The sequence below is a fragment of the Micromonospora sp. LZ34 genome (assembly GCF_052981855.1).
Genome location: NZ_JBRIQN010000021.1, coordinates 1 through 24,766, shown reverse-complemented (window position 1 = coordinate 24,766; position 24,766 = coordinate 1). Strand labels below are relative to the sequence as shown.

The 24,766-nt window shown below is 70.2% G+C and carries 26 protein-coding genes and 2 pseudogenes; 16 read left to right on the top strand and 12 right to left on the bottom strand.

Features of this window, described 5'->3' with window-relative positions:
* Positions 1 to 119: 119 nt before the first annotated feature.
* Positions 120 to 250 (top strand): annotated as a pseudogene (locus ACVCAH_RS21780) (FAD-dependent monooxygenase); the annotation flags it as partial.
* 134 nt (positions 251 to 384) lie between these two features.
* Entirely contained in the window at positions 385 to 975 is a 591-nt protein-coding gene (locus ACVCAH_RS21775) for a TIGR03086 family metal-binding protein (RefSeq protein WP_447138021.1), read from the top strand.
* Positions 976 to 1,133: 158 nt separating this feature from the next.
* Here the strand turns inward: ACVCAH_RS21775 and ACVCAH_RS21770 are convergent, their stop codons facing one another.
* A complete protein-coding gene (locus ACVCAH_RS21770; protein ID WP_447138020.1) occupies positions 1,134 to 1,808 on the bottom strand; it encodes a tetratricopeptide repeat protein in 675 nt (224 codons plus the stop codon).
* Between ACVCAH_RS21770 and ACVCAH_RS21765 the strand changes: the two genes are divergently transcribed.
* Positions 1,774 to 2,694, top strand: a complete 921-nt coding sequence (locus tag ACVCAH_RS21765; RefSeq protein WP_447138019.1) for a DUF5937 family protein — start codon at positions 1,774 to 1,776, stop codon at positions 2,692 to 2,694. The genes ACVCAH_RS21770 and ACVCAH_RS21765 overlap by 35 nt on opposite strands.
* An 83-nt stretch (positions 2,695 to 2,777) precedes the next feature.
* Here the strand turns inward: ACVCAH_RS21765 and ACVCAH_RS21760 are convergent, their stop codons facing one another.
* Positions 2,778 to 3,545 carry a class I SAM-dependent methyltransferase gene (locus tag ACVCAH_RS21760; protein WP_447138018.1) on the bottom strand — a complete coding sequence of 256 codons (768 nt, stop codon included), beginning with the start codon at positions 3,543 to 3,545 and terminating at the stop codon, positions 2,778 to 2,780.
* Positions 3,546 to 3,607: 62 nt separating this feature from the next.
* On the bottom strand, positions 3,608 to 4,507 hold the full coding sequence (locus ACVCAH_RS21755; protein ID WP_447138017.1) for an alpha/beta hydrolase: 900 nt from the start codon (positions 4,505 to 4,507) through the stop codon (positions 3,608 to 3,610).
* A gap of 85 nt (positions 4,508 to 4,592) precedes the next feature.
* Here ACVCAH_RS21755 and ACVCAH_RS21750 point away from each other — a divergent pair, with 85 nt between their 5' ends.
* Positions 4,593 to 5,348, top strand: coding sequence for a PIG-L deacetylase family protein (locus ACVCAH_RS21750; RefSeq protein ID WP_447138016.1), 756 nt, complete (start codon positions 4,593 to 4,595; stop codon positions 5,346 to 5,348).
* A 572-nt stretch (positions 5,349 to 5,920) separates the two neighbouring features.
* On the opposite strand, the gene ACVCAH_RS21745 is transcribed toward ACVCAH_RS21750, so the two are convergent.
* Positions 5,921 to 7,105, bottom strand: coding sequence for a saccharopine dehydrogenase family protein (locus ACVCAH_RS21745; protein WP_447138015.1), 1,185 nt, complete (start codon positions 7,103 to 7,105; stop codon positions 5,921 to 5,923).
* Here ACVCAH_RS21745 and ACVCAH_RS21740 point away from each other — a divergent pair.
* On the top strand, positions 7,080 to 8,036 hold the full coding sequence (locus tag ACVCAH_RS21740; protein ID WP_447138014.1) for a helix-turn-helix domain-containing protein: 957 nt from the start codon (positions 7,080 to 7,082) through the stop codon (positions 8,034 to 8,036). The two genes, ACVCAH_RS21745 and ACVCAH_RS21740, sit on opposite strands and share 26 nt — an antisense overlap.
* A 214-nt stretch (positions 8,037 to 8,250) precedes the next feature.
* Here the strand turns inward: ACVCAH_RS21740 and ACVCAH_RS21735 are convergent, their stop codons facing one another.
* Together ACVCAH_RS21735 and ACVCAH_RS21730 are read right to left on the bottom strand one after the other, a co-directional pair.
* Positions 8,251 to 8,946 carry a C39 family peptidase gene (locus ACVCAH_RS21735; protein WP_447138013.1) on the bottom strand — a complete coding sequence of 232 codons (696 nt, stop codon included), beginning with the start codon at positions 8,944 to 8,946 and terminating at the stop codon, positions 8,251 to 8,253.
* Positions 8,947 to 9,385: 439 nt separating this feature from the next.
* Entirely contained in the window at positions 9,386 to 9,943 is a 558-nt protein-coding gene (locus tag ACVCAH_RS21730) for a DUF2269 domain-containing protein (protein WP_447138012.1), read from the bottom strand.
* Between the two features lie 396 nt (positions 9,944 to 10,339).
* On the opposite strand from ACVCAH_RS21730, the gene ACVCAH_RS21725 reads away from it, so the two are divergent.
* Positions 10,340 to 10,903 (top strand): TetR/AcrR family transcriptional regulator, encoded by a 564-nt coding sequence (locus ACVCAH_RS21725; protein ID WP_447138011.1) that lies wholly within the window; start codon positions 10,340 to 10,342, stop codon positions 10,901 to 10,903.
* 124 nt (positions 10,904 to 11,027) lie between these two features.
* On the opposite strand, the gene ACVCAH_RS21720 is transcribed toward ACVCAH_RS21725, so the two are convergent.
* Positions 11,028 to 11,573, bottom strand: a complete 546-nt coding sequence (locus tag ACVCAH_RS21720) for a CbrC family protein (protein ID WP_447138010.1) — start codon at positions 11,571 to 11,573, stop codon at positions 11,028 to 11,030.
* A 12-nt stretch (positions 11,574 to 11,585) separates the two neighbouring features.
* Positions 11,586 to 12,023: a hypothetical protein gene (locus ACVCAH_RS21715; RefSeq protein ID WP_447138009.1), complete on the bottom strand. Its 438-nt coding sequence runs from the start codon at positions 12,021 to 12,023 to the stop codon at positions 11,586 to 11,588.
* 87 nt (positions 12,024 to 12,110) lie between these two features.
* On the opposite strand from ACVCAH_RS21715, the gene ACVCAH_RS21710 reads away from it, so the two are divergent.
* Together ACVCAH_RS21710 and ACVCAH_RS21705 are read left to right on the top strand one after the other, a co-directional pair.
* Positions 12,111 to 12,527 carry a DUF4259 domain-containing protein gene (locus ACVCAH_RS21710; RefSeq protein ID WP_447138008.1) on the top strand — a complete coding sequence of 139 codons (417 nt, stop codon included), beginning with the start codon at positions 12,111 to 12,113 and terminating at the stop codon, positions 12,525 to 12,527.
* A gap of 183 nt (positions 12,528 to 12,710) precedes the next feature.
* Positions 12,711 to 13,877, top strand: coding sequence for an NAD(P)/FAD-dependent oxidoreductase (locus tag ACVCAH_RS21705; RefSeq protein ID WP_447138007.1), 1,167 nt, complete (start codon positions 12,711 to 12,713; stop codon positions 13,875 to 13,877).
* A 179-nt stretch (positions 13,878 to 14,056) separates the two neighbouring features.
* Here ACVCAH_RS21705 and wrbA read toward each other — a convergent pair whose 3' ends face one another.
* On the bottom strand, positions 14,057 to 14,668 hold the full coding sequence (gene wrbA, locus ACVCAH_RS21700; protein WP_447138107.1) for an NAD(P)H:quinone oxidoreductase: 612 nt from the start codon (positions 14,666 to 14,668) through the stop codon (positions 14,057 to 14,059).
* A gap of 137 nt (positions 14,669 to 14,805) precedes the next feature.
* Between wrbA and sigJ the strand changes: the two genes are divergently transcribed.
* Positions 14,806 to 15,741 carry an RNA polymerase sigma factor SigJ gene (sigJ, locus tag ACVCAH_RS21695; RefSeq protein ID WP_447138006.1) on the top strand — a complete coding sequence of 312 codons (936 nt, stop codon included), beginning with the start codon at positions 14,806 to 14,808 and terminating at the stop codon, positions 15,739 to 15,741.
* 21 nt (positions 15,742 to 15,762) lie between these two features.
* Here the strand turns inward: sigJ and ACVCAH_RS21690 are convergent, their stop codons facing one another.
* From ACVCAH_RS21690 to ACVCAH_RS21680, 3 genes are all read right to left on the bottom strand, one after another.
* Positions 15,763 to 16,458 (bottom strand): ABC transporter permease, encoded by a 696-nt coding sequence (locus tag ACVCAH_RS21690; RefSeq protein WP_447138005.1) that lies wholly within the window; start codon positions 16,456 to 16,458, stop codon positions 15,763 to 15,765.
* A gap of 68 nt (positions 16,459 to 16,526) precedes the next feature.
* The gene (locus ACVCAH_RS21685; protein ID WP_447138004.1) at positions 16,527 to 17,951 is read right to left on the bottom strand and encodes an ABC transporter permease subunit; all 1,425 of its coding nucleotides are present in this window, start codon (positions 17,949 to 17,951) and stop codon (positions 16,527 to 16,529) included.
* The gene (locus ACVCAH_RS21680; RefSeq protein ID WP_447138003.1) at positions 17,948 to 18,871 is read right to left on the bottom strand and encodes an ABC transporter ATP-binding protein; all 924 of its coding nucleotides are present in this window, start codon (positions 18,869 to 18,871) and stop codon (positions 17,948 to 17,950) included. Before ACVCAH_RS21680 ends, ACVCAH_RS21685 begins: the two co-directional genes overlap by 4 nt.
* Positions 18,872 to 19,009: 138 nt before the next feature.
* On the opposite strand from ACVCAH_RS21680, the gene ACVCAH_RS21675 reads away from it, so the two are divergent.
* From ACVCAH_RS21675 to ACVCAH_RS21645, 7 genes and pseudogenes are all read left to right on the top strand, one after another.
* Positions 19,010 to 19,999, top strand: a complete 990-nt coding sequence (locus tag ACVCAH_RS21675; protein WP_447138002.1) for a sensor histidine kinase — start codon at positions 19,010 to 19,012, stop codon at positions 19,997 to 19,999.
* Entirely contained in the window at positions 19,996 to 20,673 is a 678-nt protein-coding gene (locus ACVCAH_RS21670) for a response regulator (RefSeq protein ID WP_447138001.1), read from the top strand. Before ACVCAH_RS21675 ends, ACVCAH_RS21670 begins: the two co-directional genes overlap by 4 nt.
* A 220-nt stretch (positions 20,674 to 20,893) precedes the next feature.
* Positions 20,894 to 21,775 (top strand): fructosamine kinase family protein, encoded by an 882-nt coding sequence (locus ACVCAH_RS21665; RefSeq protein WP_447138000.1) that lies wholly within the window; start codon positions 20,894 to 20,896, stop codon positions 21,773 to 21,775.
* 176 nt (positions 21,776 to 21,951) lie between these two features.
* The gene (locus ACVCAH_RS21660; protein WP_447137999.1) at positions 21,952 to 23,427 is read left to right on the top strand and encodes a hypothetical protein; all 1,476 of its coding nucleotides are present in this window, start codon (positions 21,952 to 21,954) and stop codon (positions 23,425 to 23,427) included.
* A 56-nt stretch (positions 23,428 to 23,483) separates the two neighbouring features.
* Positions 23,484 to 23,690 carry a hypothetical protein gene (locus ACVCAH_RS21655; protein ID WP_447137998.1) on the top strand — a complete coding sequence of 69 codons (207 nt, stop codon included), beginning with the start codon at positions 23,484 to 23,486 and terminating at the stop codon, positions 23,688 to 23,690.
* 353 nt (positions 23,691 to 24,043) lie between these two features.
* On the top strand, positions 24,044 to 24,286 hold the full coding sequence (locus ACVCAH_RS21650) for a hypothetical protein (protein WP_447137997.1): 243 nt from the start codon (positions 24,044 to 24,046) through the stop codon (positions 24,284 to 24,286).
* A gap of 116 nt (positions 24,287 to 24,402) precedes the next feature.
* A pseudogene (locus tag ACVCAH_RS21645) lies at positions 24,403 to 24,498 on the top strand (GntR family transcriptional regulator); the annotation flags it as partial.
* Positions 24,499 to 24,766: the final 268 nt, after the last annotated feature.

Here is a 24,766-nt window from a genome sequence, read left to right as displayed (position 1 = left end):
GGTTCCTCGCGCGGGGTCGATCGCCGGCACCCCAAGCCGCAACGTGACCGGCTGGCCAGCGCACATTCGTACGTCCTCGGCCTCCCGCAGGCCATCACCGATCGCCTGCTGGCCGAGCACTCCAGGACGCGTCCAACCTCGGCTGAAACTGGCCGCCGAGGTCAACGGCTGGGCGCCGCCGGGAGGGCTGCTGGACAGCTATCACACCGAACGGCACCCGGTGGCCGCCGACGTGCTGGACAACACCCGGAACGTAGAGCGGTCACGGCTGGGCACCATGCCGACGGTGGTGTGTCGGTCCGGATCAGCATGATCATGCGCAAGTGGACTGTCTTGTCGGTCCAGGCGCGTAGCGTCCAGATGTGTTCAGGACGGAGGAGAGAGATGATCGGTAGTAACGGCACCTCGGATTTCGAGCCCGCGGCCCGCGCGCTGGGAACGCTGCTGCGTGGAGTGACCGACGACCAGCTCACCGGTCCCACCCCCTGCGAGAGGTGGACGGTCGGTGATTTGCTCGACCACATCATGGGGCTGACGGTCGCGTTCCGGATAGCTGCTGAGAAGGGAGCCGAAGCCGCGCCGGCCGGCCCGGGCAACCCCTCGATGGCGAAGCTCGACCCGGAGTGTCGCACGCGCCTGCCGGTGCAGCTCGATGAGTTGGTTGCGGCGTGGCGTGAACCGGCCGCCTGGACGGGCGAAACAGCGGCGGGCGGGGTGGTGCTGCCGGCCGAGATCATGGGCATCGTCGCGCTGAACGAGCTGGTCGTCCACGGATGGGATCTCGCCATCGCGACCGGGCAGCCATACGACGCCGATAACCCGACCGTCGAGACGGTCTACCGCCTCGTGTCCCAGCAGGCGAGCAGCGACGGCACCCCCGGCCTGTTCGGGCCGTCGATTACCCAGCCCGCCGACGCTCCCCTGCTCGACCGGGTCCTCGGCCTCACCGGGCGCGATCCCGGCTGGAAGTCCTAGCATCCACACCGGGCGAGTGACGGCAGCCGGCGAGGGCCTCCGGTGACGGAGGGCTCCTGGAGCAAGCCCTTGGCCACGATGGCACGGTCGCGGACGCCGGCACAGGCGGCGGCATCGTGAAGTGCCGCCTTCCGTCATCCGAGGGTCAGGTACAACCATCAATCCTGTTCCAGTAGCAGCCGGGCGTAGTTGGCCATGGAGCGCTGATAGCGGGGCAGGTGTGGGGCGAGAGCGGCGACGGCGATGGAGACGGCCTCCCGCTCGCGGCCCACACTGGTCAATGCCAGCGCCAGCGTGGCACTGACCGCGTCGTCAAGTTCGTCGGAGGGTTGCTGCCGCTCCGCCATCAGCAGCTTGACGGATTCATCGGCGTGTCCGAGGTTGCGCAACGAACTGGCCAGTTGGATCACCGAGCGACGGCGGCGGACACCGGAGATACCGCCGGCCAATGCCGCCCGATACAACGGCACGGCCCTGTCGGAGTGGCCGGTGGAGTCGAAGGCGCAGGCTCGTTCGAAAGCCGCCACCGGGTGGCCTTCCGGCAGCTCAGCGGCGAGCGCTTCGACGCGCTCGCGGAAGCTCTCGGGGTCGTGGTCGTCGATGGTGGCCCACAGTTCGGCGCTACGCCGTTCCCAGTCAGGTGGTGTCGTCATGGTCGGATCATGAGCGGGGCGATAGGCTCCCCACCAGTGTTTCGGCGACCGCCGAATCATCGCGAACCCCGGGAGGGCGACCATCGCGATCACCCTGTGGTTCAGCCCCGCCGACTTGATGCGCTGCCGGTTCGCGGTGTCGCCGGTGCTGGAGACGATCGCCGCGATCCGCCTGACCACACCCGAGGATTCTCCGGGGTACCACCAGGGCTTCCTCGATTCGATAAGGCATCGTCTGGCCGCCCTGGACCTCCGCCCGATCACGCTGCTGCAACCCCGCCGCGGTTACAGCCCGGATTTCCTGTCCCCGCCGCCGACCACCGCACACCCCCGCTTCGAGGACGAGCTGGCGCGTATCGAGGCGACACCGCTTGACCGCGTGGCCGAAGAGATCGCCCGGTCACTTCGGGAGACGCGCGGCGCGGCGCGTACCGAGGTTGGGCGCCATCTGCTGGCCGACCCGGCCGACGCGCTGCGCCTGCTCACCGGAGTGATCCGGGACGTATGGGAGGAGGTGATCCAGCCGGTGTGGCCGAGGGTCCGCGCCTTGCTCGACGCCGACGTGGCCTACCAGAGCCGCCGGCTCGCCGACGGTGGCCTGGATCGCCTCTTCGCGGAGCTGCATCCACAGCTACGTTGGCACAACGGTGCGCTCACCCGCGCCGGCGGCGACGACGAACACCGCCACCTCGCCGGTGAAGGCCTGCTGCTCGTCCCGAGCGCGTTCAAGTTTGATCAGGTCTTGGTGATCCTCGACCCGCCGTGGCAACCCGCCGTGATCTATCCCGCTCGCGGCCTCGGTACCTTGTGGCAGTCAACCAAGGTCAAAGAGCTGGCGGCGGTAGGGCGCCTGATCGGGCGGAGCCGGGCGACCCTGCTGGCCGGGCTGGGCGAGCCCGCCACCACCACCGTGCTAGCCCACAGGCACGCCCTCGCGGCCGGGACCGTATCGCAGCACCTGATGGTTCTCCGCGACGCCGGCATGGTGGTGGGCGAGCGCCACGGGCACGAAATCCGTTACCGCCGTACGCCCTTGGGCACCGCCCTACTCAACCAGACCGCCTGACAAGCGACGTGCGGCAAACGCCGGCACCGGGCAGCGGCATGTCCGATGGCCGCGACAGGGGCAGATATCGGATTACCGAGGCACTACTGCTCGCAGCGACGACGCGCGACATGGACGGTGATGTCGGCGGCAATCTCGACCGTCTCAGGCAGGACTTGCATGATCCGGCTATATACCTGCTCTTGCTCCGAGGTCGGCAATTCGAGATAGGCCGAGATGGTGGAGAGCAGGCCGACGTAGTCGCGAGCGCTCATCGTGAAGCGGCGCTCAATCGTGGACTGCTGAACATCGGCGAACCACTCAGACCGTTGGAGTTCCGTACCCGGCCACTGCATGTCATGTCCCGGAGGCGTTCCGTCTGGCGACGGAACCTCGTCGCTCTCCATGAACGGTGCCCGGGCGGCGCGCACAGCTTCCTCCACCGCCGGGTCAGCCAGCTGGACTGGTCCACCGAACGAGGCAAACACGCCACCCGGCTCAATGAGCCCGGCCATGCGCGACCAGCGACCCTCCGGGTTCGTCCAGTGCAACGCCGCCGCCGCATACACCAGCCTGTAGCTCTCGCCCGATCGCAGGTCCTCGAACGCACCTTGCACAGTCTTGACGTCTGCTGGCACGTGCTTACGCAGCTCGGCGAGCATGGCCCCATCGGGCTCGGTCGCGGTGACGGTGACCCCTTGTCGAGCGAACAGACGAGTTGCTTTGCCGGTCCCAGCGCCAATCTCAAGGGCAGTCGGCACCGGCCGACCCGCGTACGTCATCACCATGTCGAAAAGCTCCGCGGGATACCCCGGCCGGAACCGTTCGTATGCTTCCGCCACGACTCCGAAGCTCAGGGCGCGACCAGACATGCCGAGCATCCTGACAGATGTGCGCGCTGGTCGAGCCCCGCCGCCGGGTCTGGTCGAACCTGTCACCAACGGTTCAGCGCGGCGGCCAACTGGGCCAGGGCGATATGGGCGGCGTCGAACAGGGCCAGTTTCCGCGGGAAGTTGTGGATGAGCCCCTGGTACCGGGTCGCCGTGACGGGAACGCCGGCCGCCAGCAGCGTGGCCGCGTACCGTTCGCCCTCGGCGGACAACAGGTCGAGCTCGGCGGTGATGACCACGGCGGGAGGCAGGCCGGTGAGGTCGGCCCGCAGTGGGTCCAGATCCGGCTGTGTTCGGTCCACGCCGGGTGGGGCGAACGCATCCCAGAAGAACCGCATCTCCTCCCGGTCCAGGCCGTACTCGTCCAGGTCCGGATAGTCGGCCGCGGGGTCGATGACCGGGCAGATGAGGAGCTGACCCGCAAGACGGACTCCCGCATCCCGGGCGCGCCGAGCGGTCACTGCCGCAAGGTGCCCTCCCGCGGAGTCACCGGCCACCGCTATCCGGCCCGGGTCGAGGCCGTGCCGAGCCGCCCCGGGCCCGCGCAGCCAGGCGAGCGCGCGCGCCATGTCGTCCACCGCGGCCGGGTACGGATGCTCGGGCGCGAGCCGGTAGTCCACCGAGAGCACGGCCCAGCCGGACGCGGCCGCCAGGTGCCGGCACAGCCCGTCGTGGGTGTCCACGCCGCCCATCACCCAGCCCCCGCCGTGGGCGTAGAGGACCACCGGCATCGCGTCGTCATCGCCGTCGCGGTAGAGGCGGGCGGGCACGCCGCCGGCGTCGACGGTGACCACGGACCGGATCGCCGGTGCGCTGCCCACCTCGGCCGGGGTCGCCTGCACCATGCTGAGCCGCGCCGCCGGCAGGGTCGCCCGGGTGAGCGGGACGCGCTGCTGGACCTGCATCGCCGCCCGTGCCTGCGGGTGCAGCCGGCTGGGATCCACCCGCTCAGTATCGCTTGCTCGGCGGTTGTCCACGTTGCCGACGCGGCGGTGTCGGATCGGCGGAGAGGCGGCTACGGTGTGGGCTGTGGATGAGCTTCTACCGGCCCTGCCCGAGGACTGGGAGCGGTGCCTTGCGGTGGCCGCACACCCGGACGACATCGAGTACGGCGCGGCCTCGGCGATCGCCCGCTGGACCGCACAGGGCAAGCAGGTCACCTACCTGCTGGCAACCCGGGGCGAAGCCGGGATCGACGGCATGCACCCGGACCAGGCCGCGCCGTTGCGCGAGGAGGAGCAGCGCGCCGGGGCCCGGGAGGTCGGCGTGGATGTCGTGGAGTTCCTCGACCACCGCGACGGGGTCGTCGAGTACGGTCCAGACCTGCGCCGCGACATCGTGCGGGCGATCCGTCGGCACCGGCCCGAGGTCATCGTCTCGGGCGCATTCACCGTACGCATGGTGGGCGGCATGACCAACCAGGCCGACCACCGGGCGGTGGGGCTGGCCACACTGGACGCCGCCCGCGACGCGGGCAACCGGTGGATCTTCCCGGAACTGGTGGACGAGGGGCTGCCGCCCTGGGGCGGCGTGCGCTACGTCTGCTTCGCGGGCGCCGAGCGCCCCACGCACGGCGTGGACGTCACCGGCGAGCCGCTGCAGCGCGGTATCGCCTCGCTGGCCGCGCACGCCGAGTACACCAGTGGCCTGGGCGTGGCCGGCCCTGAGCCCGGGCCGTTACTCACCTGGGCTGCCCGCCAGAGCGGGCCGGCGCTGGGCGTGGAGGCGGCGGTCCTGTTCGACGTGCACACCCTCACCTTCGAGGGCCCACCACCCTGGCTCTGAGCACGGTGTTGATCTTTGCATGCAGGGGACTTCCAGCCGCCGAGCGGCCATGGGAAGCTGCTGGCCGTGGAGGACAACACGGACAGACTTCATGACCTCCTCCTGGAGGTGGCCGATGTGCTGCGAACCGATGAGCCCGCGTGGAGCAGCGCAATGGCGTGACTCGGCCAGCGGTTGACTGAACCGGACACGGATCGTGACGGTCGACAGCGGGTTGTCCGGGACGTCCTCGGCCTCTACCGGCAAGGAATGGGCGGCTTCCAGGACATCGTCCTGCAGCGAGACGGCACGGCGTTGCCTGAGCAGCGGCAGCTCGACCGCCTCCGTTCTCTACTCTTCGAGGAGGCGCAACGACAGTTGGCCGGCGAGCCTCTCTAGCAGGCAGGTCGAGCGAGCATCTTGCCTCACGGCCAGCCACTGCAGCTGCGCCGGCGGCAACCGGCAGGCCGACCCGCCCGACCCTCGGACTCCGGCGCCGTCTGCGCGCCAGCGGCGCCGCCACTGGAAGACCGACTTGGTCGTCACCCGCAAGCTTGCCGCGATCTCCTTGGCGGCCGGTAGGTCCTGGCCGATCAGGCGAGCTGGGGCGCGCGAGACTCGTGGCGCGGTTCGAGCGAGATGTGCGGGGACAGCGCGCGGAGGAAGTCGGGCGCGTCGAAGATCTCGCCGGCGGAGGCGACGCCGCTCGTCCTCGTCTGACCGTCGAGAATGCGACGGACTGCTTCGACCGCCAGCGGTGCGCTGATGGCGTAGATGTCCTGGCCGCTGGCGACGACGCGTCGTTGCGTGTCGCCCGAGCGCACGATGACGTCGACGGTGAACGTCTGCGCGGACCGCCCGCGCTCGTCGACCGCGGTCGGTGGTGTGTCTGCGGCGGCCAGGTCCTTGGCCGCGTCGGTGGTCATGTACGTGCGCACCTCGGGGATGGACAGGTGGCTGGGAACGGTGACGACGTCGGCCATCGTGAACCCGCCGAGGACGGTCCGGGGGCCCATCGGAGCGGGAAAGTCCCATTCCAGGGCGGGCAGGTCGCTCTCGTCGACGTAATACTCCAGCCGGCCACGGGTGTAGCGGACACGTTGGCCGTCGCGCCGTTCCCGGGAGACGGTGCCGGAGGAGAGGGTCCCGGCCGTGGGGTGCCAGCTGCTCAGTCCGTACGCGACGTGCGCCTCGTCGGCCGCCGTCCAATCGCCCATCGCCGTCGTGACCAGCAGATCGCCAAGTCCGCCGAAGAAGGCCATCGCCGGGACCACCGCGACGCCTGCGGTCCGAGCGCGGTCGGTGAAGTGCGTGAAGGTGTCGAGGTTGGCCTCGATCTCGGCCGCTACATCCACGTACGGAATCCCGGTGCGCAGGGCGGCCTCGATCACGGGGGCCGCGGTCGAGGCGAACGGGCCGGCGCAGTTGACGACCGCGGCTGCGCCCTTCAATGCCTGGTCGAGCGAGGCCGGATCGTCGACCGACGCCACCCGGTATTCGAGCCCCGGATGCGACGCCGCCAGCGCCTGGAGCTTGCTCGGGTCGCGACCGAGGAGAAGCGGGACGAACCCGCGGTCGCGCAACTCCGTCACCACGAACCGCCCGGTGTGTCCGTACGCCCCGAACACCGCCACCGTCTGAGCCACCATCTGCAGTTCCTCCGTGCTCCCGAAAGATCGACTGAGGAGATCCTCTCCGCAGCGGCCGGCCCGGACGAGTGTCTGGAACGCCATGCCCCATACACTTTCGGACATGGCCACTGTCGCGCTCGCCGCCACCGACGGGATGCTGCACTTCGAGCTCGCCATGGCCTGCGAGGTCTTCGTCCGCGACCCTTCCGGTCTGGCAGACCCGTGGTACGACCTCGTGGTCTGCGGCCCGGGCCCGGTCGGGATCGGCAGATTCCGGATGGAACCTGACGACGGGCTGGACCGACTCGCCCGCGCCGACACCGTGATCATCCCCGCCGTCGAAGACATCGACGCGGACGTGCCACCCGACCTGCTCGACGCCGTCCGCGCAGCCCAAGAGGCGGGCGCTCGGATCGTCTCGCTGTGCACCGGCGCGTTCGTGCTGGCCGCCGCCGGGGTGCTGGACGGGCTGCGCGCGACCACACACTGGGCCCACACCGAGGCGCTGGCCGCCCGCTATCCCCGGGTGAAGGTCGACCCGGACGTGCTCTACGTCGACAACGGCAACGTCCTCGCCTCTGCCGGCAAGGCCGCCGCGATCGACCTGTGCCTGCACCTGATCCGCCGCGACCACGGCTCGACCGTCGCCAACTCCGTCGCCCGCCGCCTGGTCGTGCCGCCGCATCGCGCCGGCGGCCAGGCCCAGTTCGTCACCACGCCGGTGCCCGCCCGTGACGACCATCCCCTCGCCAACCTGTTCCCCTGGGCGATGGAGCGGCTGGACCGTCCGCTCAGCGTGGAGGAGCTGGCTCGCCAGGCGAACATGAGCTCGCGCAACCTGGCCCGCCACTTCAAGTCGGTAACAGGCACCACCCCGTTGCAGTGGCTGTCAACGCAGCGGATCCGCCGGGCCCAGGAACTGCTGGAGAACACCGACAACAGCATCGACGCCATCGCGCAGGCTGCTGGCATGGGAACCGCCACGACGCTGCGCCGACACTTCCACCGCACGGTCGGGGTGCCTCCGGACGCCTACCGTCGCACCTTCCGCAGCGCCCGACCCCCTTCTGGACCGTGAGGGGTGACGGCGCACCCCGAGCCTGGCGGCGATGGCTGCTGCGCCGCAGAGGCGGGCCAGTGTGGCTTCAGAGTGCAGCCGGTCGGGGTTGTCGCCGGCGGTGGTGAGCAGTTGGGCGGCGGCGTCCGTGCCGACGCCGAACAGAGCGTGCGTAGGGCCGCAGTCCGGGACCCCGAGTGTTGGAGGCCGGACTGCGGCCGTGTCGCGAGGGGTATTAGCTGGAGTAGCCGCGGGCGGCGATCCAGTTGGCCATCTTCTGGTCGGTCATCCAGTAGTGCTTCTCCGGGTCGTACGGGTCGGCGACCTTCAGCCTGTCACCGTCGTCGTCATATCCGACGATGGTCACGTAGTGCCCGCCGGGGAACACATGCTGCTCACCATCGGTGTCGACCCCGGTTCCCATGGTGTTGGCCACTACGCCCCGCTTGGCGTCGACCGCCTCAACCACGTCGGCACTTAGCTTGTCGACCTGCTCCGGCGTGGCGTTGACTCCGCCGATCTCCGTGGTCTCGTAGCCGCCACCGGTCACCTCGTTCAGTACCCGGGTGGTGTCATTGGCAGAGTTCGTGCCGGCCTCGGTCGTGCCCAACTTCTGGGCGACCTCCTTCTGACTCAGGACCTTGCCCTGCGTGGACAGGGCGATCCGGGTCGCCGCCGGGGCGCAGTAGTAGCCGTTCGGCTGCTTCTGGTAGTCGTGCTCCAGCACCCTATTGTCTTCGTCCGGAGGCGGCTGCGGCTGGGGCGGTTTAGGCGGCTCCGGCGGCGGCTGCGACTCGTGCGATAGCTGCACCGTAACGGCCGGCCTGTCCACTACCGGACTGGCGTGAGCGGCCATCGCCGGAGCGGCAACAGCGCCACCGGTGACCATGAGAGCAACGGACAGCGTGCTCTTTCGGAAACGTGATTTCATCGTCAAGCTCCCATCGGGTTGACGCCTCCGGAAGTCGGAGGCGCGGCACCGCGGGGAGAGAACGCCCGCGGTACGCCGTCGGTGCCTCGGACACTCCCGGCTTCCTGGCCTCACGACCGGCTTGCCGGGCTCTCGGCCAACGATTACCCGGCGCAGTTTCGTGAAAACACTGCGAACCTCGCGGAGTAGGAGGAGAATCACCGCCCTCCGGGCGGCCCCATCCGGCCGCATCCGCCATCCGTCGCATTGGTGGAAAATCGCCGGGACGACCTCTCCGCGTGCGTGGCGGAGTGTTTGCTCGCCAACACGCACACGCGCACCAGGTCGCCATCTGAGTCCGGCACGGGACGCCGGATGAGACGACAGTGCTGAGCCGTAGATGACCTATGGGCTGGGTAACCGGTCCTCAGAGAAGTGGCGGCGGCTCAGGCTCATCTCCCTACGGCAGGATGCTGACCCGCCTCGTCCTCAAGGCGCCGTCGCTGCGGGGCATTGAAGCGTTCTTGCGCCGCCCGTACGGCGTGAGCCCTTTCGGCTTGAGCACGGACAGGACCAGCGCCGTGAGCAGAAACGCCACCGCCGCTGCGGCGTGCACGACCGGAGACAGGCCGTTCATCCGGTCGAGGTCTGCGGGGAAGGCGGGAGCGCGGGCGCGGTCCGCCAGATAGGCCAGGGTCTGCATGTACAGCAACAGCACACCGACCGCGACGAGGTTCATCGCAACCTTCGCGATGATCCAGTGGTGCCGGAACAACCCCCACCTCGTGCCCAGTGCCTGGACGAGCCCAGTCAGCAGCGAGGCAAGGCCCAGTGGGACAAGGGCAAACCAGCCGACCACCTCCAGAAGGATGTAAGCAGCCCTGGCCGTATCCGTGTCACGAGTAGTCAGCCCCACCAGGCCCAGGACCATAGACGTCAAGATCGCGCCCAGCCAGCCAACCGAACACCCGACGTGGGCCACCAGACCGACCTTGCGCCCAAGCGGACTCATCCGCATGTCCAACATTCCCTGCGCTCGCTGTCCGGGACTGTTGGCATGCCCTCGACTGCGCTGGCAGCGGCACCACCGTGCATGTGCCGACTCGGCCCGTGACCACTGAGTAGCAGCACTGCGACCAGCAACAGGAACACCGCACCGACGACTGCCATCACCTTGAACCAGCGCGGTGCCCCACTGATCGCCGCCCCCGGCCCCGTGGCGGCCCGGCCGTCTGCCGCCACATCCGACGGCCTGCGTGAGGGGCCGTCGGGCTTGTGACCATCGCTGGGCGTCTCTTCGGTCATTGAACCTCCTCGCGTCTCACCAGCACCGCCTATGCTCGAGATTTTGCAAGACAGACCGTATAGCGTCAAGACAACATGACGCGCTGCGATCGCCTCGTATGCTGGAGCGGTGCCGAAGTTGTGGAACGACACGATCGAGGAGCACCGCCGGACGGTGCACGCCGCCATCCTCGACGCGGCGGCCCGCCTTGTGGCACAACATGGACTGGCCTCGGTGACGATGACGCAGATTGCGCAGGCCGCAGGGATTGGGCGAGCCACGCTGTACAAGTACTTCCCGGACGTCCAGGCGATCATGATGGCGTGGCACGAGCGTCAAGTCACCCGCCACCTTCACCAGCTGGCCACTGTCGGCCTCAATGCCGATGGCCCCGAGCAGCGCCTGCACGCCGTTCTGCATGCCTATGCCGCGATCCAGTACGAGCACCGTGACCACCCGCTCTCGGCGCTCCTGCATCACGGCTCTCATGTGGCTGACGCGCGGCAGCACCTGCGCGGTTTCCTCGCGGACTTGCTGACCGAAGCCGCCGCGGCAGGCCATGTCCGCGACGACGCCCCGCCTACCGAGCTGGCGGCTTACTGTCTGCACGCCCTGGATGCGGCCACCGAACTGTCGACCAAAGCCGCTGTCGAACGGCTTGTCGCCACCACGACCTCCGGGTTGCGACCCTAGGTCTGTCGCCTACCGGACGTGGCGTTGATTGCTTGCGGGCGCCGAACAAAACAGACAGTCGGCCGCCGAGCAGCAGCAGGCCGCCGAAGGCGACCGCGTAGGCGTTGGCGTTGAACAGCCACGATCATCCGATGTCCCAGGAGGCCAGGTGCACGCCGCAGTGCAGGCACCGGAACAGGTACGCCGTCGGCTCACCGGTGCCGTCCATCCGCCGCAGCATCTGGTCGGCCTGATCCGTCGGCCATCCGAGCCGGTGTAGATCGTCCCGGATCATCTCCAGCGCGTCAGGGTGGGCGCGCAGCTGCTCGTACCCGGCAGTGCCGAGAAACGCGCCGCCGTCGCCGCAGTGATACAGCCAGCTCGGCTGCTGCCAGGAGTTGAACCCCGGCGTGCGCTGGGTGACCTCCTCAACGACGGCGATCGGAACGTCCTGCGGCACGTCGCTCGCGTCGGTGAACATGCAGGGCCACTCGGCGGCGCCGGTCAACATCCGCGATGCCTCACCTGAGGCGATGCAGTGCAGGCACAGCACATCGATCTGGCGGCCGTAGATCGGCCCGGCGTACCGCCAGCCGCGCGGAACCCCGCACAGAACGCACGCCTCGACGGTGGGAACGGCCGATCCGGTCGCGACCGGATCCGGGTGGTAACGAAATTGCGGCGGCGTCACCCGATCGCCCTGTCAGACCCGTGCCAGGAGGTGGCCGCTGGGCGAGTAGTCGATCTTCCAGTCGGCGTAGACACCGAGCACGCCGTCTGCGGTGCAGCGCAACCCCACCGACACCCACCGGACCTCACCGTCTTCGCGCAGCGCGAACCCGACTGCAACGTCGAACCGCTCACCGCCGCAGGGGCAGGCGGCGTCACCGGGATCGGCGTCCTCGGCGACGTCGGCGGCATCGAGCAGGAGCGATCGGTCACCGCACGCGTGGCAGGTGCGTTCGGCATAGCCAGGGTCGTCGTCGACCCGCACCCCGAAATCCGACCCGCCGCACCGGACGCACGCCGCGTGGACGACCCGGGCCACCGGATAGCCGCCCGCCGCAAACTGGCGCAGGTACGTGTCGAGCTCGGCCGATGCCGTCCCCGCCCGCCACCGTCCTGGCCCGTCGATCGCCATCCGGGCACCATAGCCGCCTTCGTGATCGGCGGGGTCCTGTCGGTGTCCGCTGCGAGAATGCCCGCGCAACCGACCATGGGAGGCGCAGTGGGGAGCTGGGACAGCGGGCCGTTCGACAACGACACCGCCGCCGACTGGTGTGGTGACCTCGACGACGCCGACACAGCCCAGCGTCCGGCGCTGGTCCGCGAGGCGCTGACCCGGGCCGCCGGCGAGGACGGCTACCTCGACGCCGACATCGCCTGCGAGGCGATCGCCGCCGCCGCGATCGTGGCCGCGCAGCTGCCCGGCGGACAGCCGATCACCTCTCCGTACGCACCGGACTTCCTGCGCGACGGCGGCCGGCTCGATGTACCCGACAACCTGGCGGTGCTGGCGGTGAGGGCCCTCGACCGGATCATGGCCACGGACTCCGAATGGCACGACCTGTGGCAGGACGCCGCCGGGAACGTCAACCCGGCCTTCGACGCCGTCCGCAGCCTACGCGGGGTCCTGACGGCGTAATGGGGGTCACCTCCGCGACGGCCATCCGACACGCATCCGCGGATGCATCAGCCCGACCGTGCGGCTCATGCCGACCCCATGCAGGGGGTGAGCTGACTCACGTATGTCACAGCGATCCATCACGCGGTGTCTTGTGGCCGAACCCCCTGCACCGGAGGAGACACCATGGCGGGAAACACCGAGGTGGTCGTGATCGGCGGCGGTTACGCCGGCGTGATGGCGGCCAACCGTCTGATGCAGCGCGACGACGTGACCGTGACCTTGATCAATCCACGTCCGACGTTCGTCGCGCGTCTTCGCCTGCACCAGCTGGTGGGCGGGTCCCACGCGGCGGTCGTCGACTACCGGGAGATCCTGGCCGAGCGTGTCCGGCTGGTCGTCGACACCGTGGCCCGGATTGACGCGGCCGATCGCAGCGTGGCGCTGGTCGAGGGCGGCACGGTCGGTTACGACTACCTGATCTACGCGGTGGGCAGCGGAGACATTGACCTGCGGGTGCCAGGCGCGGCCGATTTCGCCTACCCGATCGCCACCCTGGAGGCGGCGCAGCGGCTGCGGTCGGTCATCGACGCCAAGCCGGCAACGGCGCCACTGACGGTCGTCGGAGCCGGTCCGACCGGCATCGAGACCGCCGCGGAGCTGGCGGAGCAGGGCCGCCGGGTGACGCTGGTCTGCGGAGGCATGCTTGGTCCGTACCTGCACCCTCGGGCTCGACGTACGGCTTCCAAGCGGCTCGCCAAGCTCGGGGTGACCGTGCTCGACGGCCCCGACACGAAGGCCACGGCGGTGACACGCGACGCCGTGCACCTCGGTGACGGCCGCGAACTCCCCAGCGAGGTCACCATCTGGGCCGCCGGCTTCGCTGTGCCCGATCTTGCCGCGCGCAGCGGGCTGCGCACCGACGCGGTGGGGCGCCTGCTCACGGACGAGACGCTGACCAGCATCGACAACGAGCGCATCGTCGCGGCCGGAGATTCGACGGCACCGTCGGACCTGCCGTTCCGGATGAGCGCCTACGCCTCGAGTTGTCTGGGCGCACACGCCGCCGACACGGTGCTCAACCGGATCGCGGGTGAGCAGCCCGCGCCCGTCAGTGTGCTCTTCACCGCCATGTGCATCAGCCTGGGCCGTCACGCCGGGATCTACCAGCTCGCCCACAAGGACGACACCGCGATGAGGCTGTACGTCGGCAGCCGCCCCGGCGCGAAGCTCAAGGAGCTTTCCTGCAACTTCAGCGTCAAGCACCTGGCGAACGAGGCACGCAAGCCCGGTTCGCACAAGTGGCTCAAGAACGACCATCGGCAGCAACTGCTGCAGGCCCAACACGGGCCGGCCGTGGTCCACCGCTGAACGGGCAGGCCTGGCGCGCGCGTGGTTCCGGCCCAGCGGTAGCGCCTTGGACCGCACTACGGCGAGCATCTCGTCGCCCTCGAACGAAATGAGGCCGCCGTCTCCGCCCGCCGGAGGCAGGTGGAGGCGGCGGCCTCTGCACGTGAAGACGTAGAGCTGGCTTCTGAGTTCCCGCCGGATCAGGCGGCGCGGCCGGCCTTGAGGGCGGCCGTAGTGTCGACGACGCGGCGGGCCTGGTAGCGGGCCGCCTGCAGGGTCACCTCATCGGGCGGGCCGTCGCCGGCGATGTGGGAGGTGCCGTAGGGGTTGCCCGACTGGAACTGGATGGGGTCGGTGTAGCCGGGGGGCACGATGATGCCGCCCCAGTGGTAGAACGTGTTCGCCAGCGCCAGCAGGGTGGACTCCTGCCCGCCGTGGGCGGTGTTGGAGGCGGTGAAGGCCGAGTACACCTTGTCCGCGAGCTTGCCGTGGAACCACAGGGGTCCGGTGGTGTCGATGAACGCCCTGAGCTGGCTGGCCGGGTTGCCGTAGCGGGTGGGAGTGCCGAACAGCACCGCGTCGGCCCACTCCAGGTCGTCGTGGCCGGCCTCGGCGACGTCGGCGGTGTCCTTCAGGTGCCGGTCCCACTCGGGCCTGGCGCGGACCGCCTCCGGTGGGGCCGTCTCGGCAACCTTGCGCAGTCGCACGTTGGCGCCGGCCTTCTCAGCACCCTCGACGGCGGCTTGCGCCAAGGTATGTATCGTGCCGGTGGCGCTGTAGTAGATGATCGCGACGTTCACAGGTTCCACGATCGGTTTCCTTCCTGTACGGGTCTGATCCGTCCGACGAGACAGCCCTGCTGGATGTGAGGCGACGCGCCGACCTCACAGTTCGATACGACGGCTCGTCGTAAGGGGTGAGCAGGTCGTCCAAGGAAGCCGGTGACACCATGACCAATCCGTCCGAGCCGGGACACGGCCGGCCCGATCCGGGCCTGAGCGCGATCATGAGCGAGCGGCGTCAGCTGACCAACCTCGCGTACCGGCTGCTGGGCTCCCTGGCCGATGCAGAGGATGTCGTACAGGAGACCTACGCCCGCTGGTACGCCATGTCTCCCCAGCAGCAGAACGGCATCCACTCCCCCGGTGCCTGGCTGACGACCGTCGCCAGCCGTATCTGCCTCGACCTGCTCGGCTCGGCGCGGGCCAGGCGCGAGCGTTACGTGGGCGAATGGCTACCGGAGCCGCTGCCCGACCGTGCGGAGTGGATCAGCGGGCGGCCAGACGCCGGCGTCGTCGACCCGGCCGACCGGGTCACCCTCGACGAGTCGGTCAGCATGGCCTTCCTCGTCGTGCTCGAGGCGATGACGCCGGCCGAGCGCGTCGCATTCATCCTGCACGACGTCTTCCGCTACCCCTTCGCCGAAGTGGCCGCGATCGTCGGCCGGACCCCGGCGGCATGCCGCCAGCTGGCCTCTTCCGCCCGCCGGCGCATTCGCGCCCCGCGGCCTGACGCGGTCTCGGCAGCCCACCGCGCCGACGTCGTCAGAGCCTTCAAGCAGGCATGGGAGGCCAAGGACATCGACGCCCTCGTCGGCCTGCTGGCGCCCGACGCCACGGCGACCGGCGACGGCGGCGGGTTCGTCACAGCCGCGCTCCACCCGCTCGAAGGCGCCGAGCAGGTCGCACGCTTCTTCGCTGACCGACCCGGTGCGGCGCCCGACGTGACGCTCCTGGAGCGTACGGTCAACGGCCACCCGGGCCTGGTGGCCCAGCTGGACGGCGTCACCGTATCGGTGATGGCGTTCGACATCACCGACAACCGGATCGATCACATCTGGGCAGTACTCAACCCGGACAAGCTCCGCTCCTGGACGACCGGCTGACGGTAGGCCGCCGAGGGTCGGTCATGCGTCGCGGACCAGGAACGAGACGGCGCCGGCGATGAGAGCGGCCGCCGTCCAGGAGGCGAGGACGCCGAGCCCGTGCCACGGGCCGATCGGCAGCGCGTCGAGGTTGGTCGTCGCTTGGATCGCCATCCCGGACGTGAGCGGGGAGAACTTCTGCAGCCGCGCGTGCCAGATCGGATCGCTCACGACCAGGGCCAGCGCGGGCGTTGCGTAGAGCAGGACCAGCACGACACTGAGCGAACCCGCCGTATCCCGCACGACAGCCGTCACACCAAGGGCGATCAGCGCGATCAGCCCCAGGTAGAGAACCGTCCCGCCGGCCGCGCGCAACGAGGCGCCGGTGACCGCATCGGGCAGCGCAAAACCGCTGTGCGCGAAGATCATTCGCGCGAGCGCGAATGCCGCGACGACGCCCGGCACGGCCGGGATCAGCACCAGCGCCAGGACGACGCCGGCCTTGCCGGCCAGCACGCGCAGCCGGCCGGGTACCGCGGCGACCGTCACAGTGATCATCCGGGTGCCGTACTCGTTGCCGAGCGCCAGCACCCCGAGCACCGCCGCGACGGCCTGGCTCAGCCACAGACCGGAAAGCGACAGCTTCGCGAAGTCCTCGCCACAGTTGGCCGGGTCGGCGCACTCGCGAACGTGCAGCGTCCCGGCGGCCAGCGCGGCCACCCCGACGGTGAGCGCCATTAGCCCCACCAGCAGCCACGGCGTGCTCGGCAGCGTCCGCGCCTTGGTCCACTCGGCTCGCACGACGTTCACACGTCCCGCCGACGCATCAGCCAGCCACCCGCCACCAGCGCGGCCACGGCGTACGTCCCGAGCACGGCCAGCCCGGCCCACGGCCCGATCATCGACCAGGGCTCCACCAGCCAGTCGGTGGCCGGCTTCGCCCGCTGCATCGCGAACCCGCCGGCCGGGGTGATCAGCATCAGTGTCCGCGCGGCGGCGACCGGCACGACGGTGCCCACGAACATCGGCACGAGCGTCAGCGTGATGACGGTGGCGATGGCCGGCGCCCCGCGACGCATGATTGCGCCGGCGCCGAGGCCGAGCAGGGCCAGCAGGGTGAGGAAGACGGCGGCGCCGATCACGGCGCGCAGCACCCGCGGCTCGGTGAGCGACGGTGTCGGGAACATCGGCGGCGCGAACCCGTGGTCGCGCAGGATCGGCTGGGTGACGAAGAATGCCACGAGCGCCGCCGCGAGTCCGACCGCGAACGTCACGCCGGCCAGCACGACCGCCTTGGCGGCCAGCACCGGCGCCCGGGCCGGCGCCGCCGCGAAGGTGGTACGGATCATCCCGCGCCGGTACTCGGAGGTGACGAACACCACGCCGAGCGGTACCAGCACCAGCAGGCCGGCCAGCGTCCCGAACAGTCCGATCTGGACGGTGTCGTCCGGCGGCTCGTTGACCCCGATGTCGCCGGCTCCGGTCAGGGTGAACGTCCCGGCGCCCTCGGTCGTGCCGCCCGGTGCGGGCCCGCCCTTCCTCTCCAGGCCCGGCTGGATCAGATCCTCACTCTTCCAGGACGATCCGGTGGAGCCGTCGACGCGCACATCCGCGAACGTCGCCTGCCCGGTCGTCGGCCGCTGGCCGACCGACGTGGCCCCGGCCGACCGCTCCAGACGGATCTCGCCGGGCGAGCTGACGTACATGCCGATCTCCGCCGTCGCCGGCAGCGCCCGCAGGTCGACCGCCCCGATCTCGCGCCAGGTCGACCCGTCCGTCGAGTCGTACGTCGCAACGTGCGCGCCCGTCCTGGTCAGCCGCAGCCAGCGCGGTGCGGCGCCGGCACGCTTCTCGACGTCCCGGAAGTCCGCCATCATGCGGACGCTCCCGTCGGGCGTCACGGCGAGCGAGACGTACGACGATCCCCGCGTCACGCCGTTCTTGATCATGACCCCGGCCATCGACTGCGGGTGGCTGTTCTGCTGGTCGGTGACGCGGACCACGATCGAGCCGTCGCCGGTGAGCGTCCTGTGCACGAAGTGGAAATCGTCGGCGACCGGCTTGCCGCCCGGGCCGACGGCGACGTCCGACGAGCGGTCGGTGGAACCGCCGGAGGCGGCGAGCACGCTGAAGGCCACGGTGAAGACGGCGGCCGCGGCGAGCGAGAGCAGCCATCGGCTTACCGAGAGCAGCTTGGTCCACTCGGCTCGCAGCAGGTGGCGGAAGCTCATGGGTTCACCTGCGCCACGCCGAACTCGACCGATTCGCGGGTCAGCTCCATGTAGGCGGCCTCGAGGGTCGCACGGTGCGGGCTTAGCTGCGAAAACGGCACCCCGGCCGCGGTGAGCGCCGCCGCGATGTCCTCGGCGGCCAACTCGGTCACGGTCAGCGCGTCGGCGTCGGTGAGCGTCACGGTGCCGCCGGCGTTGGCGAGGACGGTCATCGCCTCGGTGCGCCGGGTGGTGCGAACCTCGACCCGTCCGCCCGACGCGGCGGCGAGCAGGTCGCTCACCGTCGTGTCGACGACCAGCCGTCCGCGGCCGACGACGACGAGATGATCGGCCGTGCCCTCGAGCTCACCCATGAGGTGGCTGGACACCAGAACGGCCCTGCCCTCGGCGGCGAGCCCGCGCAGCAGGCCGCGGATCCACACGATGCCCTCGGGGTCGAGGCCGTTGACCGGCTCGTCGAACATCAGCACCGGGGGATCGCCGAGCAGCGCGGCCGCGATGCCCAGGCGCTGACGCATGCCCAGCGAGAAGCCGCCCGCGCGCCGGCGTGCGACCGAGGCGAGCCCGACCTGCTCGAGCACCTCGCCGACCCGGCGCGCCGGGATGCCGTTGCTGTGTGCCATCCAGAGCAGGTGGTCCTTGGCGCGCCGGCCGGGGTGCATCGCCCCGGCGTCGAGCAGGGCGCCGACCTCGTTGAGCGGCCGGCGCAACGCCCGGTACGGCCGGCCCCCGACGTGCGCGTGGCCGGCGTCCGGGGCGTCCAGTCCGAGGATCACCCGCATGGTGGTCGACTTGCCGGCGCCGTTGGGGCCGACGAAGCCGGTGACCTCGCCGGGCGCGACCGTGAAGGAGAGGCCGTCGACAGCGGTGGTGGTTCCGTACCGTTTGCGGAGGTCGCGTACCTCGATAGAGGCGTTCATGGTGCTCGACGCTACGGTCCGGCCGGTCCACGGTCGTCACCCTGGCGTGCGGTTCCGGCGGTCCCGGGATCCCCGACGTGAGGGACGCCAGGTTCCGGGGCCTGGCCGACAATGGCCTACGTGTGGCGTGGTGCAGGCGTGACCGGGCGGGCGGCGTGGCCGTCCGCGCTGGCGGTCGTGCTCGCTCTCGGCGGCCTGGGCGAGATCGCGTCGCGGCCGGAACAACCGGCACCCGTGCCGTTGGCGATGCTGGTCGCGCTCGGCGCGACGCTGCCCGTGGCGCTGATGCGGGTGCAGCCGGTCGCGGCGCTCGCGCTGCCGGTCCTGGCTCTCACGTTCGGGTGGATGACCGGCGTCCGGCCGACGTTCACCGGCGTGGTCACCGTGGCCGTCATGCTCGCCTACCTGACCGTCCGGCTCGTGCGCGGTGCGCGGGACCGGGCGGTCCGGCGTGACGTGGAGGACCGGCAGCTCCGGGCGTCGCTGCTGGACCACGTGGCGCGAGGCGAGCGCGCCCGCATCGCCCACGAGCTGCACGACGTCGTCGCCCACCACATCTCGATGATCGCGGTGCAGGCGGAGGCGGCCCGGCTGACCGTGCCCGGCATGCCGCCGGAGGGCGCGAAGCGGCTGGTCGGCATCGGCGACACCGCCCGGGCGGCGCTGACCGAGATGCGGCGGCTGCTGGGCGTGTTGCGCGAGGACGCCGGCGACGACGACCCGCGCCGGCCGCAACCCGGCCTGGGGCAGCTCGCCGAGCTGCTCGACGAGGCCCGCGGGCTGGCCGGGGTGAGCACCCGGCTGATCGTGCGCGGCCGGGTGGCGCCGCTGGATCCCGGCGTCGAGCTGACCGCGTACCGGATCGTCCAGGAGGCGCTCACCAACGCCCGCCGGCACGCGCCCGGCGCGGCGGTGGACGTCCAGCTGGACTACCGCGAGGACGCCCTGCACGTGCGCGTCCGCGACAACGGGCCGGGGCCGTCCGGCGCGCCGGACGGCGGCCACGGCCTGGCCGGCATGCGGGAGCGGGCCGCCGCGGTCGGCGGCAAGGTCACCACGGGCGTCGGACCCGCGGGCGGGTTCGTGGTCGATGGGGTCCTGCCGCGCGACGGCGGCGGCGCGCCGTGACCATCCGGGTGGCGGTGGTGGACGACCAGGAGGTCGTCCGCGTGGCATTCGGCGCGCTGCTCGCCACCCAGCCCGACTTCGCGGTCGTCGGCGCGGCGGCCGACGGCGTGGCGGCGGTCGAGCTGTGCCGCCGGGTACGGCCGGACGTCGTCCTCATGGACGTGCGGATGCCGGCGATGGACGGGATCGAGGCGACCCGGCGGATCGTCGCCTCGTTCGAGCCAGAGGCGTGCCCGCGGATCGTGATGCTCACGACCTTCGACCTCGACGAGCACGTCTACGACGCGCTGGGCGCGGGCGCGAGTGGCTTCCTACTCAAGGACACCACCGCCGAGCACCTCTTCGACGCGGTGCGGGTGGTCGCCGAGGGCCAGGCGCTGCTTGCACCGAGCGTCACCCGCCGGCTGATCGCCGAGTTCGCTCGCCAGCGCCCCCGGCCGCACGACGCGTCCGCGCCGGCGTTCCCGGCGCTGACGCCCCGCGAGACCGAGGTGCTCCGGCTGATCGCCGAGGGCCTGTCCAACCCGGAGATCGCCGCCCGGCTGGTGCTCGGCGAGGAGACCGTGAAGACCCACGTGAGCCGGATATTGGCGAAGCTCGGCCTGCGCGACCGGACGCAGGCCGTCGTGGCGGCGTACGAGTCGGGCTTGGTCGTTCCGCGCGGTCGCCGATGAGTTCAGCCCAGCCGCAGGCCGGTGACGGTCACCGTCCTTCCGCAGGGCGGTGTAGAGCGAGCCGAGTGCTGCGGGCGGCCAGCGAGTATCCGCTAGCGGCCTCGTCGCTGGACGACGCATACCCACGGTCCAGGCCGGAGCGCCTGTGACCGCTTCGGTGTGAAGCAGGACGCATCACATAAGATCTTGCGAACAAGCAGCCGGCCAAGGAGGAGCCTGCGTGCGTTCGGCAACGATCGTGCTGGAGTGCTTGCTCCGGGCCGGGATGCGCGATGTCGTCGCGGTGGAGCCGGCGACGGGTGGGGTCGCGGCGCTCGCGGGGATAGCCACCCGCCGGGACGCGCCGTCGGTGTTCGTCAAGGCCTTCGTCGACGCGCCGGCCGACGATGTCTTCGTCGCGGAGGCCGAAGGGCTGGCCGCCCTGCGCGAGCTCGGCGGCGTGGCGACACCCGAGGTGATCCTGGCGGACCGGGAACTGCTTGTGTTGTCGGTGCTGCGGCCGAGGCCGCGCAGCGAGACCTTCTGGGAGCAGTTCGCGCATGCGCTCGCCCGCCTGCATATGAGCACGACCCATCCTCGCTTCGGATGGCACCGCGACAACTGGCTGAGCCGCCGCCGGCAGATCAATACTTGGGATGACGACGGCTTTGCATTCTTCGCACAGCACCGGCTGCTTCGGTGGCTCGGGCAGCCCCGCGTTGAGGCGGCACTCGACCGCGGAGACCGGGCGGCGCTGGAGCGGCTGTGTCACCGGCTGCCCGACCTGCTGCCGGACCGGCCGGCGTGCCTGACGCACGGCGACCTGTGGGCACAGAACGTCCTGGCCACTCCGGATGGGCAGCCCGCGCTGATCGACCCGGCGGTGTCCTATATGTGGGCTGAGGTCGACCTCGCCCATGTGTGGTCCACCTCGCCCCCGCCCGAGGCGCAACGGTTCTTCGAGGTCTATGCAGAGCTGGCCTCCCTCGATAGCGACTGGCGGACCCGCATGCCGATTGTCCAGCTGCGACAACACCTCGCCGTGCTGGCCCAGTTCGACGACGACTGGGGCGCGGGCGACCAGATCCGTGCCACCCTTGCCCCGTTCCGGACACGAACCTGACCATCGGCCCGACGGTTGACCGCGGCTACCTCACGAGGGTTGGCTTCGGACTGATGTCCGGCGATAGGCGCGGCCCTTCCGCCGCCTCGACGCAACCCTGAGCCGGCATTCGCTAGATCAGTCTCACTCACCGGGGGTGCGCGAACTTCAGTAGGTTGGCCCTAAACTCGCGGTTCGTGACGACACCCCTCACTCCGGTCGAGGTGGCCTTCGCGCTGTTGCGGGAGGGCCGCATGGGCGACGCCGAGAACCTCATGGCGCGCGAGCTGCAGGCCACCGCGGACAAACACGGCCACGGCAGCCCGGAATGGGCCTCGGCCCAGTGCGACCTCGGCAATGTGCTGCTCAACGCCGATCAACGCGACCGCGCGATCGAGTGTTACCGCCACGCCGTCTCCGCGACGCCGCGCGATCACGAGTCCCGCAAGGACCACTTGACCTACCGACTCAATCTGGGCTTGGCGCTGCGCATGGCAGGACGACTCGACGAGGCCGAGGCGGAGTTACGCCAGGGCGTGCAGGAGCGGCTCGCCTTCTACGGTCGCGGCCATGCCGGGTACGCGTTCGGCCTCGAACCGCTGGCGGACCTGCTGCGGCAGCGTGGCGACGTGGTAGGTGCCCGGCAGGTCGTCGAGGAGGCGGTGGCCAACCTGTGGCGCAACGGGCACGAGCGGGTGGCCTCGGCGTTGGCGCTGCGAGCAGCGATTGTGCACGCCGGTGGCACCCGCGAGCCGCTCTTCGTCGGCCTGCACCAACTGCCGGACGAGGTCGTCGAGCAGGTCGGGCAGATCGTCATTCAGATGCTGGACCACGACGATCCGGCGTCCAAGCCTCTGCTCACCTCCCTGGTCGCCGCCTTGGAGGAGCGATTCGGCATCGACCACCAGGCGACGCTCAACGCCTTGTCCGCGCTGGCGAACCTCGGCCGTGATCTCGGTGACCAGGCGGGGCGGATTGATGCGATCGAGCGCGTGCTCGCTTCGTACGACCGCCAGGACCGGCAGGAGGAGGCGCTGATGGCAACGCTCGGCTTGGCGATGGCCCAGGACGAAGCCGGCGATGCCGAGGCGGCGCTGGGCACGTACGCGTCGGCGCACGCGAGGGCGGAGCGCATCGGTCGTCCGGAGCTGCGGAGTCAGGTGCTGCGCAACTGGGGTCTCGCGCTGAAGGAGGCCGGCCAGGCGGGCCTGGCGGAGCAACGGCTGACCGAGGCCGTGAAACAGGCGCGCCGCGGCACCGACTATGACACGCTCGGGCGGGCCGGTATCGCGCTCGGTCTGTTCCTCCAGCATGAGGCACGGCTGTCTGAGGCCCGCACGGTCCTGGAGGAGGGCTTGGCCGTCATCGATCCCGTACACCCGGACGCGATCATCGGCCGCAGCCACCTCGGTGCGGCCCTGGATGGCCGCACCTGCGGGTGCGGCGACATGGCGGGCACGATCGCCGACGCGTTCCGCGAGTTCGTGATTACCAGGGTTCCCGCGGACCTGCTCGACCGCCTCGACGTGGCGATCGTAGACGGCGACTTCCAGATCGAAGTCGGGCTGCGGCGAGAACCGACCGACTCCGAGCTCGAGCGGCTCAACGGCGTCTTCCAGACCGCTCACGCGGAATTCCGCCGTCGGCTCAGCGAACCCCGCTACGCCGGCTGACCGCCCGACTGCCAACGCAGTACCGGGCCATCTAGCACGAGGCCTGGACGTACGGTGTGGATTGGAACGACTTCGACGGCTGGATCTACGGGATCCTGGACGCCGAGGCCGCCGTCCTCTATGCCGATGCGGGTGACAGCGGCTGGTTCCGACTCGGGCTCGACAGCCCCCGGCCCGCCGATGATGTCCTCGCACGGATCCTACGGGCTGGGCTCGCCGCTTACCGCCGGGCCGCGAACGTGTTCGGCATCGAGTGTCCTTAGCTCAGAGGACACTGACGAGGATGTCCTGTCCCGCGCGGATCTGGTCAATCGGCTCCTGCCGGCTGTTCCGGACCGGTATCGCGCCCTGGTCGCGCTCGCTGGTGGCACCGGGCTGGGGTGGGGTGAGGGCACCGGGCTTCGGCGGTGACGGAGGGCAGGAGGTCTCGTACGACTTCACCGATGAAGCGTCCGCCCGGTCGATGGCCGGCCCGTGATGAAGACCTCAGCCGGTACGTGGCGGGACATCACGGAGGCTGTATGGCGCGAGGCCGACCGGAGGCATGCCAAGTAGCCGCAGCAGACGAGGGCTCGGCGGCACTGTCACGCCGGATGCTGGCTGAGACGATCGAGCTGTGAGCCTGCTCGCGTACCTCTGGCGTGTGATCTTCGGACGCGCGCAGGGCCTGGTCGAGACTCAAACGTCCCACGCCCGGCAACGGCTCGTGGATGATTTCGCCTCCGAGCAAGCCGATCTCGTTCGAGATCGGAAGATGACGGAAGAGCAGGCTCGCGCCGCCATCAAGGAGCGGTTCCCCGAGATGACATCGGACGAGGTTGCTCGTGCGCTTGCTCGCGGCTGGTTCCTGACTCGGTGATCAGGCATAGCCATTCGTTAACGGCAGGCGTCTGCTCGGACATGCACCCCGCACCACGGTGGCAGCTCGGCTGCCCACACCCGCCAGCGGCCGGCGTCTCGCCGAGTCTCGAACCGGTCACCGAGCCGGTGATCGACCGGGCTATGCAGGTCCTGCGGATCAAAGGGATGACCGAGACGCTGCCAGGCGTGGGCGTTTTCGTCGCCGAGTAGATCCCACTGAAGGCCAGCCCGCCGGGACCTCGACCCCTCGCTTGTAAGGCGCTTTCGGCGAGAGTCGTAGTGTCCGCTGACGTCCACTGGGTTCGGGTCGGAGTCGACATCCGTTCGCACTCATCCGGCTTCGGCCACCACCGTTGATGTCAACGACTGATGTCAGCAGCAACTTCCGGCTCCCTGCCCGCTGCTGGTAGAACCGCTGGATGGATCAAGTGACCGACCCGCTGGCCGGGCTCGACGACGTCCCATGGGAGTCGCTGCA

Excerpts from the sequence above, each read along its gene's own strand:
- ACVCAH_RS21735 (WP_447138013.1), bottom strand. The coding sequence starts at position 8,946 with ATGAAATCACGTTTCCGAAAGAGCACGCTGTCCGTTGCTCTCATGGTC.
- ACVCAH_RS21775 (WP_447138021.1), top strand. The coding sequence starts at position 385 with ATGATCGGTAGTAACGGCACCTCGGATTTCGAGCCCGCGGCCCGCGCG.
- ACVCAH_RS21680 (WP_447138003.1), bottom strand. The coding sequence starts at position 18,871 with ATGAACGCCTCTATCGAGGTACGCGACCTCCGCAAACGGTACGGAACC.
- ACVCAH_RS21760 (WP_447138018.1), bottom strand. The coding sequence starts at position 3,545 with ATGTCTGGTCGCGCCCTGAGCTTCGGAGTCGTGGCGGAAGCATACGAA.
- sigJ (WP_447138006.1), top strand. The coding sequence starts at position 14,806 with ATGACCAATCCGTCCGAGCCGGGACACGGCCGGCCCGATCCGGGCCTG.
- ACVCAH_RS21685 (WP_447138004.1), bottom strand. The coding sequence starts at position 17,951 with ATGAGCTTCCGCCACCTGCTGCGAGCCGAGTGGACCAAGCTGCTCTCG.
- ACVCAH_RS21740 (WP_447138014.1), top strand. The coding sequence starts at position 7,080 with ATGGCCACTGTCGCGCTCGCCGCCACCGACGGGATGCTGCACTTCGAG.
- ACVCAH_RS21715 (WP_447138009.1), bottom strand. The coding sequence starts at position 12,023 with ATGGCGATCGACGGGCCAGGACGGTGGCGGGCGGGGACGGCATCGGCC.
- ACVCAH_RS21690 (WP_447138005.1), bottom strand. The coding sequence starts at position 16,458 with ATGGCGCTCACCGTCGGGGTGGCCGCGCTGGCCGCCGGGACGCTGCAC.
- ACVCAH_RS21730 (WP_447138012.1), bottom strand. The coding sequence starts at position 9,943 with ATGCGGATGAGTCCGCTTGGGCGCAAGGTCGGTCTGGTGGCCCACGTC.